Annotated in this window: 14 protein-coding genes; 8 read left to right on the top strand and 6 right to left on the bottom strand. The window is 64.8% G+C overall.

Annotation, left to right across the window (positions count from 1 at the left end; all coding sequences use genetic code 11):
• Positions 1-88: 88 nt before the first annotated feature.
• From HQ354_RS25740 to HQ354_RS20965, 5 genes are all read left to right on the top strand, one after another.
• A complete protein-coding gene (locus tag HQ354_RS25740) occupies positions 89-1,270 on the top strand; it encodes a four-carbon acid sugar kinase family protein (protein WP_068427181.1) in 1,182 nt (393 codons plus the stop codon).
• A complete protein-coding gene (gene pdxA, locus HQ354_RS25735) occupies positions 1,267-2,280 on the top strand; it encodes a 4-hydroxythreonine-4-phosphate dehydrogenase PdxA (protein ID WP_068427182.1) in 1,014 nt (337 codons plus the stop codon). Before HQ354_RS25740 ends, pdxA begins: the two co-directional genes overlap by 4 nt.
• 28 nt (positions 2,281-2,308) lie before the next feature.
• Positions 2,309-3,070: a DeoR/GlpR family DNA-binding transcription regulator gene (locus tag HQ354_RS20975; RefSeq protein WP_254303537.1), complete on the top strand. Its 762-nt coding sequence runs from the start codon at positions 2,309-2,311 to the stop codon at positions 3,068-3,070.
• 49 nt (positions 3,071-3,119) lie between these two features.
• Positions 3,120-4,286: an NAD(P)/FAD-dependent oxidoreductase gene (locus tag HQ354_RS20970; protein ID WP_068427187.1), complete on the top strand. Its 1,167-nt coding sequence runs from the start codon at positions 3,120-3,122 to the stop codon at positions 4,284-4,286.
• Between the two features lie 70 nt (positions 4,287-4,356).
• Positions 4,357-5,451 carry a hypothetical protein gene (locus HQ354_RS20965; protein ID WP_068427219.1) on the top strand — a complete coding sequence of 365 codons (1,095 nt, stop codon included), beginning with the start codon at positions 4,357-4,359 and terminating at the stop codon, positions 5,449-5,451.
• Between the two features lie 57 nt (positions 5,452-5,508).
• On the opposite strand, the gene HQ354_RS20960 is transcribed toward HQ354_RS20965, so the two are convergent.
• The 4 genes from HQ354_RS20960 to HQ354_RS20945 all read right to left on the bottom strand — a co-directional run bounded on the left by HQ354_RS20960 (position 5,509) and on the right by HQ354_RS20945 (position 10,553).
• A complete protein-coding gene (locus HQ354_RS20960) occupies positions 5,509-6,948 on the bottom strand; it encodes a GntP family permease (protein ID WP_068427188.1) in 1,440 nt (479 codons plus the stop codon).
• 109 nt (positions 6,949-7,057) lie between these two features.
• Complete coding sequence (locus HQ354_RS20955; protein ID WP_068427189.1) at positions 7,058-7,681, bottom strand: bifunctional 4-hydroxy-2-oxoglutarate aldolase/2-dehydro-3-deoxy-phosphogluconate aldolase; 624 nt, start codon at positions 7,679-7,681, stop codon at positions 7,058-7,060.
• Positions 7,678-9,273, bottom strand: coding sequence for an amidohydrolase family protein (locus HQ354_RS20950; protein ID WP_068427190.1), 1,596 nt, complete (start codon positions 9,271-9,273; stop codon positions 7,678-7,680). Before HQ354_RS20950 ends, HQ354_RS20955 begins: the two co-directional genes overlap by 4 nt.
• A gap of 8 nt (positions 9,274-9,281) precedes the next feature.
• The gene (locus HQ354_RS20945; RefSeq protein ID WP_068427191.1) at positions 9,282-10,553 is read right to left on the bottom strand and encodes an alanine racemase; all 1,272 of its coding nucleotides are present in this window, start codon (positions 10,551-10,553) and stop codon (positions 9,282-9,284) included.
• Between the two features lie 126 nt (positions 10,554-10,679).
• On the opposite strand from HQ354_RS20945, the gene HQ354_RS20940 reads away from it, so the two are divergent.
• The 3 genes from HQ354_RS20940 to HQ354_RS20930 are packed head-to-tail and all read left to right on the top strand — an operon-like array spanning position 10,680 to position 12,876.
• On the top strand, positions 10,680-11,687 hold the full coding sequence (locus HQ354_RS20940) for a sugar kinase (RefSeq protein ID WP_254303538.1): 1,008 nt from the start codon (positions 10,680-10,682) through the stop codon (positions 11,685-11,687).
• On the top strand, positions 11,684-12,478 hold the full coding sequence (locus HQ354_RS20935) for an IclR family transcriptional regulator (RefSeq protein WP_068427192.1): 795 nt from the start codon (positions 11,684-11,686) through the stop codon (positions 12,476-12,478). The genes HQ354_RS20940 and HQ354_RS20935 overlap by 4 nt, the downstream gene beginning before the upstream one ends.
• Positions 12,475-12,876, top strand: a complete 402-nt coding sequence (locus HQ354_RS20930) for a RidA family protein (RefSeq protein WP_068427194.1) — start codon at positions 12,475-12,477, stop codon at positions 12,874-12,876. Before HQ354_RS20935 ends, HQ354_RS20930 begins: the two co-directional genes overlap by 4 nt.
• Positions 12,877-12,916: 40 nt before the next feature.
• On the opposite strand, the gene HQ354_RS20925 is transcribed toward HQ354_RS20930, so the two are convergent.
• Together HQ354_RS20925 and HQ354_RS20920 are read right to left on the bottom strand one after the other, a co-directional pair.
• Positions 12,917-14,083 carry a hypothetical protein gene (locus HQ354_RS20925; protein WP_222635505.1) on the bottom strand — a complete coding sequence of 389 codons (1,167 nt, stop codon included), beginning with the start codon at positions 14,081-14,083 and terminating at the stop codon, positions 12,917-12,919.
• Positions 14,084-14,160: 77 nt separating this feature from the next.
• A complete protein-coding gene (locus tag HQ354_RS20920; protein ID WP_068427196.1) occupies positions 14,161-15,312 on the bottom strand; it encodes an alkaline phosphatase family protein in 1,152 nt (383 codons plus the stop codon).
• Positions 15,313-15,697 lie beyond the last annotated feature (385 nt).

Raw genomic sequence — 15,697 nt, 5'->3', positions numbered from 1 at the left:
GGCGGTTTTCGAAAATTCTGCGCGAAACGCGCAGAAGTGGTAGCTTTATGTGCGCGGAAAACGCAAAATCGGAAGGGAGGGCACGTCGATGAGCGGCGAGCGTCCCGACCTCCTCGTGCTTGCCGACGATCTTTCCGGCGCCGCGGAGTGTGCTGCGGTCTTTCTGCATCGAGATGTCGACATCGCGCTCGACATCGACCGACTGCAGTCCGAGGCCGACGTCCGTGTTCTCGATCTCGGGACGAGGATCATGACAGCTGCCGACGCGGCTCGGCGACTGCGAGAAGTGCTCGACGGGGTGCCCGGGGACGTCCAGGTAGTCAAGAAAATCGATTCGATGTTGCGTGGCAACATCGCGGCCGAGCTCGAAACGCTCTCCGAGACAGGGCCTGTCGTAGTTGCGGCAGCATTGCCTGCACTGAACAGAACCACCGCGAACGGCGTCCTCCACATCGACGGTGTCCCACTGCATCTGAGCGGTCGGTGGGGCATGGAACGAACAGCACCACCGGAGTCCATCGACGACTTGCTCCCCGGAATCGCGACGGTTTCGCTGGGTGTCGGGGTGACCGAGGACGAGTTGCGCTCCGCGCTGTCGTCGGGTGCCGTCGCGGTGTGCGACGCGTCGACGGACGAGGATCTCGATACAGTTGTCGCCGCAGCGGCCTCGGTACCGGGCGTACGTCTCGTCGGCACGGCTGCGCTCGCTGCCGCCGTGGCCCGCACACTGCCGACCCGTACCGTCGACATGAGAAATCCGGAGCCTGCCCCGGCGCTGGTCGTCGTGGGAACTGCAGAAGCCGTTGCCGTCGAACAGGTTCGCTACCTCGAGCGCTCCGGCGCAACTCACGTGCAGGTCGACGTCGACGACCTGCTGAACGCACGTACCGATCCCGACACCGTCCGATCGGCATTGGCCCTCGGTGTCGCCGTACTGACGGTGTCGGGTCCGGTGGAACCGAGCAGGGCTAGCTCGGTGGCCTCGGCCCTCGGCGAACTCGTCGCAGCGGTGGTGCGCGGACGCTCGGTCGGTCTCGTTCTTACCGGAGGCGAGACCGCCCGGCGCGTCATCGATGCACTCGGTATCACGACCTTGGAACCCGTCGCCGAAGTGCACCGCGGCGCGGTCGTGTCGCGGACGAGCGACGGCACCCGAATAGCAACGCGGCCAGGCAGTTTCGGAGACCACGACAGTCTGGTCTCGATGAGCAACCATCTGCGCGGCATCGACGACAACGTATTCTTTTCTCACAGTGAGGCATTGGCATGACAACAGCTCTTCCGCCCTACATCGCGGTGACCATGGGTGACGGCGCCGGAATCGGCCCCGAAGTGATCGTGCCCGCCATGATCGACCCGGCGACACTGGAACGCTGCCGTCCGGTCGTCGTCGGCGACGCCAAGCGGCTGAGGCTCGCGGCCGAGGTCCTCGGCGTCGACGTCGAGATCGCGGTGGTGAACGCGGTAACCGAAGCCGAGTTCACGCCGTCGCGCATCAACGTGATCGACCTGGACCTGCTACCCGACGACCTGCAGTGGGGCGAGCTGTCCGCGGTCGCGGGCGACGCGGCCTACCAGTACATCCGGGTGGCGAGCGAACTCGCCGTGCGCGGCGAGGTCCAGTCCATCTGCACCGCGCCGCTGAACAAGGAGGCGCTGCACGCCGCCGGACACATCTTCCCGGGTCACACCGAGTTGCTGGCGCATCTGACCGGTACCGAGGAAGTGTCGATGATGTTGTCGACGCCGAAGTTAAAGGTCATCCACGTGACGACGCACATCGGTCTCCTCGACGCCGTCGCGAAGATCGAGCCGGGCTTGGTGGAGCGCACGATCCGGCGCGGCCACGAGGCGCTCCTTCGATCGGGCACGGCGAACCCTAAGATCGGAGTCTGCGGAATCAACCCGCACGCAGGCGAGAACGGGCTGTTCGGGTACGGCGAAGAAGATCTGAAGATCGTGCCTGCCGTCGAGAAGTTGAAGGCCGAGGGCATCGACGCCGTCGGGCCGCTGCCTGCGGACACCGCGTTCTTCCTCGCCGGCCGCGGTGACTACGACCTCATCGTCGCGATGTACCACGACCAGGGGCACGGACCGGTGAAGGTGCTGGGAATCGAGGCAGGCGTCAACATCACGGTCGGACTTCCTGTCATCCGTACGTCCGTGGACCACGGAACAGCTTTCGACATTGCAGGTAAAGGAATCGCCGAGGCCGGTAGCATGGTCGAGGCACTGCGGCAGGCTGCCGAATTGGCAACCAGCCCAGCGTTACTGAGCTGAATCGAACGCCGGACAGGCAGGGGTGGCGGTGCGGGAATCGGAGATCAGGCGGAACGAGATCGTCAGGCTGGCCAAGAACGGCGGCCTGACGAGCGTCGACGAATTGTCCTCGTTGTTCGAGGTCACCGCGTCGACGATCAGGCGCGACCTCAACCACCTGACCGAACGCGGACTGCTCGCCCGAACATACGGCGGCGCCATTGCGTTGAACGGGCACCACGAGGCGTCGATCAAGCAACGGTCGCTCGAAGGCTACGACGCGAAGCGCATCATCGCGGCGTGGGCTGCCGAGCAGGTTCTGCCCGGGGAGACGGTTCTGCTCGATGCCGGAACGACCGTCGGCGCCATGGGTGAATTCCTCCGTGGTGCGACGGATCTGACGGTCATCGCCGCAGGCCTGACCGCGTTGGAAGCGCTGGCCGACGCGGAGTCGGTGCGCGTCGAGTGCCTCGGCGGCACACTGCGGCACCTGAGCCAAGGTTTCGTCGGACCGTTGGCTGAGGCGTCGCTGCAGAGGGTGTCGTTCGATCGTGCGTTCCTCGGAGCCGATGCCGTCACCGCCGAGTTCGGTATCTGCGAGGCGGGTTACGACCAGACTCGCCTGAAAGAACTGATGATGGAACGCGCGGGCAAGATCTACGTTCTCGCTCATTCGACGAAGCTCGGGCAAAGGCCTTTTCACGCGTGGGCTCCCATTCCGGCGGGGACGACGCTCGTCACCGATTCGGGCGCCGCACCTGAGCAGATCGAACCGTTCGAGAAAGCTGCGATCGACGTGGTGATTGTCTGACGTGCATCCGGGGTAGCCAACACCCGTTGTCTACTGCAAGGAGTGCACGATGCGTTATGACTACCTCATCGTCGGGGGCGGTATGGTCGCCGACAACGCAGCACGCGGTATTCGTGAGAAGGACAGTTCCGGATCCATCGGGATTCTGAGCGCCGATACCGACGATCCGTACACCCGCCCCGCGCTGTCCAAGAAGTTGTGGACGGACAAGGATTTCGGGCGCGATCAGGTTCCGCTGAACACGGTGGCCGACACCGGCGCGGAGATCCACAAGTCGACGCGTGCCACGGCGGTCGATCGCGAAAATCGTTCCGTCACAACCGACTCCGGCGAAACGTACGAATACGGCACCCTGCTGTTCGCAACCGGAGCGTCGCCCGTGCAGTTGGAACTGGCGCCCAGTCCACGCGTCATCTATTTCCGAACCTATGCGGATTACCGTGCGCTACGCGAACTGTCGAAGACCGCGTCGCACATCGCCGTCGTCGGTGGCGGCTACATCGGTACCGAAATCGCGTCGGCACTGTCGCTGAACGGAGTGAAGGTCACCCTCGTCACCTCCGACGACGTGCTCGGCGGGCACATGTTTCCCGAAGTCCTCGCGGCCTCGTTCGACGAAGGTTTCACCGAACACGGCGTCACCGTCCGGCGCTCGGTCAAGGTCGAATCCGGAGCCGAGGCGTCGGCACGCGTCCAGTTACAACTCGACGACGGGTCGAGTGTCGAAGCCGATGGCGTCGTGTTCGGACTCGGTGTGCGCCCGAACGTCGAACTGGCCGAGGCCGCGGGCCTCGAGGTCGACAACGGAATCATCGTCGACGAATACCTCCGCACCGGCGATCCCCACGTGTACGCGGCAGGCGACGTCGCCAACTACCCGGACGCCATCCTCGGGCGTCGTCGGATCGAGCACGTCGACAACGCCAACGAGATGGGCAAGGCCGTCGGACGACTCATGGCCGGTGGCACGGACCCCTACACGTACACGCCGTACTTCTATTCCGATGTCTACGACGACGGCTATCAGGCCGTCGGAACCGTCAGCACGTCGCTGAAGACGGTGGAGGACTGGAAGACCAAGCCCAAGGAGGGCGTCGTCTACTACGTCGACGACGACGGCGTGGTCAACGGCGTCCTGATGTGGAACGTCTGGGAGGGGCTCGACGAGGCGAAACAGCTCATCGCCGACGGCGCGAAGCCCCCGTCCGGCAACTAGGCTCCGTTCGCGGCACGCGGCGCACGAATCTGGGACAGTGGACAGGGTCCAGGAGACCCAGGAGCCGAACATGACCGAACATCCCGCGCTCGGAAGCGACCGAGAGCGCGTCGAAGAGCAGGTACGACGGTGGTGCGACGACGCGCGCCTCGACGGGCGGCGCCCACCACTGTCCGACGCCGCGGCCGTCGCCATCGCCGCGGGCAGGCTGGACGAACCGACGCGGACGATTCTCGCGGCACGACGCCGCGCGGGAAGGACACTCCCGTCGATCGGTGGGTTCGCTGCGATTCGGGTGCTCGCCGACGAGCGTGAGCGGTGGCTCGCCAAGGACACCCGGAACAAGCCCGGGTCGGCGATCGTCTACCGCATGCGGGCAGCCGAGCTGGGTAAACGGCTCGACCATCTCCGTACCACCGTCGTGATGTCCAACAAGCACTACGCGAACGGTGTCCGTGCCGTCCGACGCGAACGCCGCGACGGACTGCATCTGGACCTCGACCAACGGGATGCCTTGTTCGATGCACTGCGTCACACGCCGGTCCCCAAGGCGGAGGCAGGAACGGTCGTCGAACGCGCGGGGTTCTCTGCACTCGACTCCGCCGCCGACAAGGTGGTGGACGCGTCGAGGAACACTCGGTTCCGTGAACTCGGCGACCGTGCGTCCAGCTTGATCACGCAGTTCACCGATCGGCGCGACGACGTGTTCGACGACAGGTACGAGACGCTGCTCTTCCTCGCGGGCTCGTCGTACGACCGCGTGCAGGCGTCGCCTGCGTGGCGTTCGGAACATTTCGTGGTGCAGCGCACGCAACTCGATCTCGCGGACGAGCTGACCCAGGTTGCCGTCGACGCGAACGCGCTGCGCGAGATCTCCTCGGAACTCGAAGGCGTCGCCACGATGATGTTCGACGACGTCACGCGCGACCAGGTGGCGACGCGTCGCACCGCGTTGGACGCCGTGTGGAGGCAGTTGATCGATCGTGTCGCGGCGCTCGTTCGGGTCGCGGACCTGGTGACCCGTGCCGAGGGGGAGGTACGCACGATGGACGTCGTGCAGAAGGCACGCAGTCTCGACGACCGCATCGACGCACTCATCGCGCGTGCGGGCAATCGCGAATTATCCGCGGACAACACGCATTTCGTGGGCGATCAGCTGCGGTGACCATGTGCGCGAAAATACATAGCGGGCTATGTATTTTCGCGCACATGACTGCCGGCCCTAGGCGACGATCGCGAACAGCACCGCTGCCACCGCGAAGCTGACCACGGACAGGATCGTCTCGAGCACCGTCCATGTCTGCAGCGTCTGCTTCACCGTCATGTTGAAGAACTTCGCGATGATCCAGAAACCGCCGTCGTTGACGTGGCTCAGGATGATCGATCCCGCCGCGATGGACATCGCGACCAGTGCCGTGGCCATCGGCGAGTAGTTCTGTGCCGCGACGAGCGGTCCGACGATGCCGCCGGTCGTCACGATCGCGACCGTCGCGGAACCCTGCGCGATGCGCAACGCGCAGCTGATGACGTAGGCCAGGACGATGATCGGGAGTCCCGCTGCGGACATCGCGTCGGCGAGCGCGGTGCCGATGCCGGTTGCGGAGATGACCTTGCCGAAGAACGCGCCTGCGCCGACGACGAGAAGCAGCATGCCGACGGGCCGCAGCGATTCGCCGGTCAGTGTGCTCAGTTCCTGGACTGTGGACCCACGCCTGATGCCGAGCACGTAGAACGCGATCAGGACGGCGATCAACAGTGCGACGGCAGGCGTGCCGAGGAACGTGAGAACCTCGAGCAGATTGCCCGGCTCGAGCAAGATGCTGCCGAACGTCGCTCCCAGGATGAGCACGAGCGGCACCGCGATGATGGCCCCGATGACGGCGACGGACGGGGGAGTGGTCACGACGGGACGCTTCGTGGTGACCGACGTGCCGCCGCCCGCGCTGTCGCCGTTCTCGTCGGCCTCGTTGATGAAGTCCTCGGGCACGTCGACGATGACGCGCTTGCCGATCCAACTACCCCACGCCAGACCTGCGGCGAGGAATCCGGGTATACCGCACACGAATCCCATCAGGATCAGCCAGCCGAGGTTGACCTCCAGCAGACCACCGAGCGCAACGGGTCCCGGGTGCGGGGGCAGGAACGCGTGCGTCATCGACAGGCCGGCAAGCATCGGCAGGGCATACAGCACCAACGACTTTCCGCCTTGGCGCGCGGCCACGTAGACGAGCGGGGCGAGAACGAAGATGCCGATGTCGAAGAAGACGGGGATGCCGAAGATCAGGCCGAGCAGACCCATCGCGACAGGTGCACCACGCTCACCGAAGATGCCGAGAAGTTTCGACGTCAACGCCTGTGCGCCGCCGGATCTTTCGAGGATTGCGCCGAGCACGGTACCGAGTCCGATGATGACGGCGATGTGCCCGAGGATCCCTCCGAATCCTGTTTCCAGCAGGGACTCGTTGCTCTTGATCGCCGTGCCGACGATCTCCGAAACAGGTAGGCCCGCTGCAAGAGCCAGGCCGAGACCCACGATCAGCAGCGCGACGAACGGTTCGAGTTTGACCTTGATGATGACGACGAGAAGCACTGCGATGGCGACGCCACACAGTACGAGAAGGCCAGGTGTCGACGTCCTGAGCCAATCGACGACGCTACTCATGGGGTGCCTTTCGATAGCGGGAGTGGAGCCTGCGGAACGACCCGGGTGGGCGGGAGTGGAGCCTGCGGAACGACCCGGGTGGGCGGGAGATGAAGCGGAGAGGTGGGGTTCATTGCTGGGGACCGAGAGATTCGACGAATGTTCGTGCACGTGAGGCGATGTCGTCCCAATTGCTCGCCGCGACGCTGGCAGGGGGGACGACGTCGGTGCCCGCGGTCACCGCGACGGCACCGTGCTTCAGGAACTCGGCCGCGTTGGACGCGTTGACGCCCCCGGACGGCACGAGTCGGGCGTCCGGAAGTGGGCCGAGAAGGTCCTTGAAGTGCGCAGGCCCGAGTGCACGGGCGGGAAATATCTTGACTGCTGCTGCGCCGAGGTCGATCGCGTTCATGACCTCGGTCGGAGTCAACGCACCCATCATGACCGGAATATTCTGTGTTGCAGCCACTTCGGCCACTTCCGGGCGCAACCCGGGAGTGACGAGGAATTGCGCACCGGCGTCGATCGCCGATCGCGCCTGCTCGCCCGTCAGGACGGTACCCGCACCGATGACGGCGCCGGCGTCGGCTGCGTCCCGAAGCAGCTGCAGAACCCCCGGCGTCGTGAACGTGAGTTCGACGGCACGTATCCCGCCGCGCGCCACCGCGTCGGCCAGAGCTGCGGGGTCGGAGATCGACGGGGCTCGCACGACGGCGAGTGCACGGTCGTCGAGAATGGTCTGTAGTGCGTTCATGTCATCCGTCTCAGTGAATGACCGGCCAGGTTGCCGGTCGGTTGTCCGTCGTCGATTGCGAGTGCGCCGTTGACGATCACATGGCTGATCCCCACGGCCTGTTGTTTCGGCTTCTCGAAGGTAGCTGTGTCGGAAACCGTTGCGGGATCGAACAATACGAGGTCTGCGGCGTTGCCCTCGGCAATGGTGCCGCGATCGCTCAAACCGAGACGTCCGGCGGGCCGGCCCGTCAGATGGTTGATGCAGTCTTCGAGTCCGAGGAGTCGTTCTTCCCTGACATAGTGTCCGAGGTACCGCGGAAACGTGCCCCACGCGCGAGGGTGGGGGCGTTCTCCGACGAGGATCGCGTCGCTGCCACCCATGTGGTGCGGGTGCGCCATGATGGCACGAACGTTGTCCTCGTGGCCGACGTGCTGCAGGATGGTCGTCGCAAGTTGGTCCTTCTGCAGGATGTCGAAGAAGACGTCGACGGGGGCTTCGCCACGGTCGGCTGCGATGTCAATCATCGTCCGTCCGACGTAGCGGTCGAGTTCCGGATTCGCGACGCCGCTGAGTTGGATCGTCTCCCATTCGACCGTGACCCCATGGCACCCGTCCGAGCCGTTGACGTCGACGTCTTCGGCGATGCGGGCGCGCATCTCCGGGTCGTCCATCCGGGCCAACGCCTGGTCCGGCCCTCCCGACATCGCCCAACTCGGCAGGAGCGCCGACAGAGTGGTCGCACCGGGAAGATACGGATACGTGTCCAGGGTGACGTCGCACCCGTCGGCGATGGCAGCGTCGACCATGGCCAGAAATTCACCTGCCCGACCGCGGTTCACCCCGAAGTTCATGGTGGCGTGGGTCAGGTGCAGGGCGCATCCCGTCTCGCGGGCGAGATCGAGCATCTCCTTGTAGGCCTCGAGCGCACCGGCACCGTACGACCGGGTGTGTGGTGCGTAGAAGCCGCCGAACTCCGCGACCACTTCACACAGCGCACGAAGCTCGCTCGTGTCCGCGTACATACCGGGGGTGTAGGTCAACCCACTCGACATTCCGACGGCACCCTCGGCCAACCCTTGCGCGAGAAGCTCTCGCATGTGGGCTGTTTCGCGTGCGGTCGCGGGTCGCTGATCGCCGCCGACGGCAAGGTATCGCAGCGTTCCCTGCGGAACGAGGTACGCCGCATTCGGGGTGATGCCTCGGTCGAGACGCGCCAGATATTCGGCGACGGACCGCCACGAGAAATCGAGGTCCGACGGGTTTCCGTTCCACCCTGCGATCTGTCGACGAACGATGTCGAGTGTCGCGTCGTCGATGGGTGCGTACGCAATTCCGTCCTGGCCGATGACTTCGGTCGTGACGCCCTGGCTGATCTTGGGGAAGTGACCGGGATCGGTCAGCAGCCCGAGATCGGAGTGCGCGTGCATGTCGATGAACCCGGGCGACAGGACGTGTCCCGGAGGCACGTCGATGATGCGATCCGCCCCGTCCAGAAGTCCTGGAGCGGTGACGGATTCGATCCGTCCGTTCTTCACGAGCACGTCGCGCCGGGTACGCGGGGCACCGGTTCCGTCGACGACGTCCGCACCGCGAATGAGTAATTCGGTCATGGTCGGTCCTAGAAGAAGGTGTGGACGAGGTCGACGACGCGAGGGTCCTCGGCATCGGCGTCGTCGATCACAGGAATAAGCCGCCATTTGTCGAATGCCGTACAGGGATGCGAGAGACCCAGTCGTACAACGGATCCGATCGGTGCAGCTGCGTCGTCGTCGGGGAAGCGGAGGAATGCGTGCTGATCGTTGAGGGCGGTGACCTCGGCCGCATCGATCGACTGAGGCGTCGGAAGGCCCTCGTCGAACGGCAGGTCTCGCTTACCCGCGTCGAGCAGCGCCAGACCGGGCTCCGGCCGCGAGACGACGCGGGCCCACCCGTGCATCGCCGACGTCAGCGCATCGTCGGAGCGGGCAGGGATCATCGGCGAAATCTGCGAGTAGAAACCGTCGTCGTGGATGATGTACGCCCCGGAACGGAGAACGACCGACGTCGGAACGCCTCGCGCACCGTCCTCGTCCGCGAACGACGCCAGCCGCTCGACCACGAGATCCTGATACGCGCTGCCGCCTGCAGTGATAACCGCGGTGCCGGAGTAGAGGCCGGCAGCGTCGAGTTCGCGGTGCAGCGCGCCGACGGCGTCGAGATACGTTCGAACCGCATCTAGGCCGCTGTCCGATCGGTCGTGGCTCAGAGCCCCCTCGTATCCGCCGACGCCGACGAGGTTCAGTCGTGGAGAGTCGGCGACAGCTTTCGCGACGGACCGCGCCTCCTCGATGGTGCGCGCGCCGGTACGGCCGTGTTCACCACCGAGTTCGACGACGATGTCGACGGGTCGCGTGCCCGTGGCGTTGTCCAGGATGCGGTTCATGGCGCGAACCGTGTCGAGGCCGTCTGCCCAGCAGACGAATTCGAATTCCGGGTGCTCGTCGAGTTCGCGCGCGAGCCACGTCAGGCCGACTGGGTCGACGAGGGCGTTGGCCAGCATGATCCGGTCCACACCGAAACTGCGTGCGGTCTGAACCTGCCAGATGGTTGCGAGTGTGATGGCCCAGGCGCCGGATTCGAGCTGACGTCTCCACAGGGTCGGCGCCATCGTCGTCTTGCCGTGCGGGGCGAGCTTAACGCCGGATTTCTCGGCCCACGTCGCCATGACGTCGACGTTGTGCTGCAGTCGGCCGTCGTCCAGCGTGAGCAGCGGGGTCTGGAACTGGCTGAGAGTCGGTCGCGTCGCGAGGAATTCGCGGATTCCCAGTCCCCACGCCTGCGGGGGAACAGATTTGTGTTCGGGTCCGAGCACTCGCGACGCAAGGGCGTCGACGACATTCGAGTCGATCAAGACAAGACCTCCAGGCCTGACTTCGCTATGCGTTGCGTATTTTGCAACGCAAGTTGCGCAAAATGTTTGTGCTCAGTAGTGTGCAACGAACTGGGGGAAAGTCGCAAGCATTCGAAGGAGATCGATGTGACGTCGCCGCGAGCGATCTGCGTCGGCGAGGGGTTGGTGGTCCTCGTTGCGGAACCGGGCCCATTGGAGAATTCCGAAACGTTCACCAGGTCGGCCGGTGGTGCGGAAGCCAACGTGGCGAGAGTGCTCGCTCAGTTGGGCGTGTCGTCCTCGTGGATCTCGAGAGTGGGCAACGACGGCTTCGGTCGTTACCTGTTGACGCAGCTCGTCGACGCCGGCGTCGATGTTTCCGCTGTCGTCCTCGACGAGACCCGACCGACCGGCATGTACGTCAAGCAGCGCGGCGGTGGAACGGGGTCCGAATGGGATCTGCCCGACGGGGACAGTCGGATGACGTATTTCCGGACCGGCTCCGCTGCAAGTGCGTTGTCGCCCCGCGACATCGGCGGGGGAGCTGCTGCGGATGCGATCGGGTCGGCCGAAATCGTGCATTTCTCGGGCATCACGGTCGCGTTGTCCGAGTCGGCCGAACGGATGACACGCGCGTTGATCGCCGGTGACGGTCTCGTCAGCTTCGATCTCAATTACCGGCCCGCGTTGTGGGCCAACAGGATCGACGACGCATCGCGAGTTCTCGCCGACCATGTGCGTGGCAGCGACGTCGTCCTGATGGGAGCCGATGAGGCGGGCGTGGTCTTCGGTCTCGACGATCCGGCCGCGCTGCGCGCCGAGTTTCCCGAACCGCGACATCTCGTGATCAAGAACGACGCGCATGTCGTGACGGCGTTCGACGGCGACGAGCGTGTCGACGTTCCCGCCCTCCGGCTCGATGTGGTGGAGAAGATCGGTGCGGGCGACGCCTTTGCCGGCGGATTCCTCGGTGGCTTGCTGAACGGGGTGTCGGCGGAAGGGCGAGTCCGCCTCGGGCATCTGTGCGCGGCGGGTGCGCTCACGGCTCGGGGTGACGTGGCGACGATTCTCGCCGGGCCCAGTCTCGATGCAGCAATCGGTCTGTCGGCCGACGAATGGACGCGAATTCACTACGGGGAGTTGGTGAGTGTATGAGTCAGAGTTTGTCGCGAGCGTTGACGATCCTCGGTCTGCTCGGCGACGAGGGCCGGTCGCTGGATCAGCTCGCCACCGAACTGGGTGTCCACAAGACGACGGTGCTGCGTCTGCTGCGGACGATGGAAGCCGACCGGTTCGTCCAGCACGACGCGGAGCATCGGTACATGCTGGGATCGAGATTCTTCGAACTGGCCAGTCACGCGCTCGAGCAACGTGACGTCAGGACCGTCGCGCGCCCGCATCTGGCTGCGCTCAACGCGTCGACCGGTCAGACCATCCACCTCGCCACCTACGAGAACGGCGAGGCCATCTACATCGACAAGTTCGACGCCAAGCAGAGCGTGCGCATGTACTCGCGCGTCGGCAGACCCGCAGCCTTGCACTGCACCGCGGTGGGCAAAGTCCTGGTATCGGCGAGGCCTCGGTCCGAACAGGTCGAGATCGCGAACAATCTCGGTTACCAGCGATTCACACACAAAACGATCGATTCGGCCGAGCGCTACCTCGCCGAACTGGAACTCGTTGCGCAGCAAGGCTTCGCGGAGGATCACGAGGAACACGAGTCGTTCGTCAACTGCGTGGGCGTGCCCGTGCGCAACGGAGTGGGCGACACCGTGGCCGCTGTGTCGATGTCCGTCCCCGACATGCTGTTGGACCACGCTCAGGTACTGGCAACGCTGCCCGAGATCTTGGCTACCGCAGCGGCGATATCGGCAGACCTCGGGTGGAGGTCTGCCACAGAAACTTCGACCATCGAAGACAACATGAACGTGAAAGGAATCCGATGAGCGAGAAGATCGCAGTCCGCACCGATGCAGCTCCCGCACCCGCACACACCTTCTCCCAGGGCGTACGCAAGGGCCCGTTCGTGCAGGTGTCGGGGCAAGGACCCGTCGACCCCGAGACCAACGAGTACCTGTACCCGGGGGACGTCGCTGCGCAGACGACGCGCACGCTCGAGAACGTGCGCGCCATCGTCGAGGCGAGTGGAGCGACGTTCGACGACGTCGTCATGCTCCGCGTGTACCTGACCAAGCGCGAGGACTTCGCGATCATGAACGACGCGTACGGCGAGTTCGTGCAGAAGCACACGAAGGGTGACGTGCTGCCCAGTCGTACGACAGTGTTCACTGGGCTGCCCCGCGAGGAAATGCTGGTGGAGATCGACGCGGTGGCCATCGTCTGACGCACTACGCGTTGCTGATGCGTCGGGTGTTCCGACCGCATCAGGCGTTGTCGAAGAACGCGGCGGTGCGGAGCGTGAGGCGGAGTGTGGCCACGATGCGGTCCCATGGAACGGCCTCCGCTTCGTACTCGTCCATCGCGTCGGTGTCGCCGCGTTCTTCTGCTTCGAGTGCGCACTCACGCCACGACCGAGCTTGGTCGGAGCAGAACGCTTCGTAGCCGGCGATCTTGGTCCTGTCCTGGCCGCATACCGATACGACGAGTTCCACGTCGACGGCACCCTCGGCCGCCGAGTCCAACTCGAGCAGAGCCAGCAAATCGGGCGGCACGTCGCAGTCGCCGTCGTGGTGCGCATCGTCGTCCGAGGCCGTGAAATCCGGTTCGGGGCGGGGATCCGGTCCTGTGTACGCGACGACTCCGCCGAGGTGGTCGGCGAAGGACGCGTCGACGCGCATGACGAACTCGGCCAAACGATGGAAAGCGGCGTCGAGATGTCGAGGCACTAGAGGTTGTGCGTCGACGCTGGCCGCGACGTGCACACGGTCGTCGACCAGGAGGAATTTCAACCGGGAGTGGCGGCGATTGAGGTCGGCGACCAATTCGGCTGCACGCGTACGACCCGAGATCCGCTCCACGACCGGCGCGTGGATACGTACTTCGGTCGGACCGGCCACATAGACGTATGCGGTGACCAGCCCCAACATGATGGCGACGCTCTTGTCGGCGGAGAGCTCGACGTCGAGTCCCGTGACGTTGCGCAAACAGCTCAGAACCACGCGCTCGAGTTCGTCCTCGCGATCGGTCATCACGGCAGTGGTCGGGTCGTATGCTTCGGCGCCCCTGGAATCCTCGTCACCGCCGAGAAACGCGGGGTGCGGAACGCCCCACACGGTTCTGATTTCGCCGACGGCCAGGAATGCCAGATGATCGGCCCACGCGGCCGACTTCTCGACGACGTTCGTGGACGATTCGGCATCGTGCGCCCATGGAGGAACAGGCGCCGACAACGCGGTCGTGGTGCAGACGATCGTGTCCGACGGCGTCCTGCGAAAGGTCATGGTCGGCCGTCGTCGGTCGTCCGGAACGAATGCCGGACACAGCGTGATTTCGGCGGTGCCGTGCGCAAGCCGATCCGCCAACCGGCGAGTGAATGCACCCCAGTCCTTCCCGGTCGCCTCGTCAAGATCCAGCCCATCGAACGTCGACATGTGTTCCCCGTTTCTGCCGCTTCGGACTTCTCGAACGGGTGGGAAGGTAGACGGGGGTACCGACAGGTTCAGGGCAGTCAGTGACTCGGACGGACGACCAGCGCTGGAACCAACAGCTCTGCCGACGTCAACGAGCCGTGATGACCGCGGAGTCGAGCCGCTATCGACTCGGCATCGGTTCGCACCAAGGCGGATCGATCGTGCGCGAGCGCAAGTAGGTCGCCGATCCGCCCGTACGCGGCCCGCGACACGGCCGGGCCGAACCAGCCGTTGTCGACGGCCTCGTCCTTGGTGACGACAGTGAAACTTCTCCCCAGTTCGGCCTTCCACGCGTCGTACACCTCCGACGTTGCTCCCTTCCGGGTGTAGACGTACCTCATTCGTGCTTCGCCGCCCAGCTGTCCGACGCCGGCGCGTAGGGCAGGCGACGCGTCGTAGTCGACACGGTCCCCGACCTCGACCATGCCGTGGTCCGAGACGACCACCAACGCTCCGTCCGTCGGAACCGTCTCGGCCAACGATTGTGCGAGCCGATCGACCTGACGGAGCTCCGCCCGCCACGCGTCGGAACTCGGTCCGCGTACGTGTCCGACGAGATCGAGGTCGCCGAAGTACGTATAGGCCAATGTCGGACCAGGGGAGGACAGAACGTCGGCGACATTCCCGACGAGGTCACCGGATGTGATCGACGTTCGGAACGACGCCCCGCGCAACGATGCACGCGTCAGACCGGACCCGTTCTGCAGCGCGGGGCCGACGTGGAAGATCCCGACGCCCGACGCCACACCGTGTTCGAACGAGGTGCGTGTCGGTTGAAAAGTCTCCGGAACGAGGTCGGGGGAAAGTTCGTCAGAGCTCGACGACCCCTGCAGTGCCCACTTCAGGGAGTTCATCAGCCCCTTGTGGCCGGGTGGTGAGACGAGATAGCCGACGATTCCGTGCTCACCGGGAGGTAAGCCGGTGCCCAAGGAGCTGAGACTCGTGGCGGTCGTGCTCGGAAAGCCGGCGGTGATCGAGTTGCTCGTGTGCGAGGTCAGAAACGGCGCGTCGTCCGGGTGTGCCGCTAACTGCTCGGCGCCCAGGCCGTCGACGACGAGAAGGCAGATGCGTCGGGCGCCCTCGAGTTCGAAACCGATTCTGTCGGTCGTGTCCGGGACGCCGAGATGGGCGAGGATCGATGGGACGACGTCGGCAAGCGACGCGGATCCATATCGGGGTTGCAGAAGCATGCCACCACCGTAGGACGCCGGGGCAACCGCTCGCTGTGTGTTGTTAACAGTTTCAGCGCGCTGACCAGGCGATTTGCGCAAGTGTTCTCGTTGGCGTAACTTTTGTCGAGTCAGAGCGACACGGACACCGACCCGAGCCGAGAGGCGCGGGACACGAGGTTGGACGAGGTTAGCACTGACGCCCCCGGATAAGGTAAGAAAGTAACCGCGTCCGGGATACGAACGTGTAAGCCCCAGAGCAAACGCTAAAGCGAGAGCGATGGTGTGCGCGTGTTCTTTGAGAACTCAACAGTGTGTCGATGAATGTCAGTGCCGAATGTTTTTGGCGCTCATGCCTTTCGGGGTGTGGGTGTGACGTCTTCTTGCTTCATTCTTCCCGTCTGGG

It is taken from the genome of Rhodococcus sp. BP-261 (assembly GCF_019835205.1).
GTDB classification, from domain to species: domain Bacteria; phylum Actinomycetota; class Actinomycetes; order Mycobacteriales; family Mycobacteriaceae; genus Rhodococcoides; species Rhodococcoides kyotonensis_B.
Note: the sequence above shows the minus strand (reverse complement) of the source record. Positions and strands in the feature narration are given on the sequence as shown.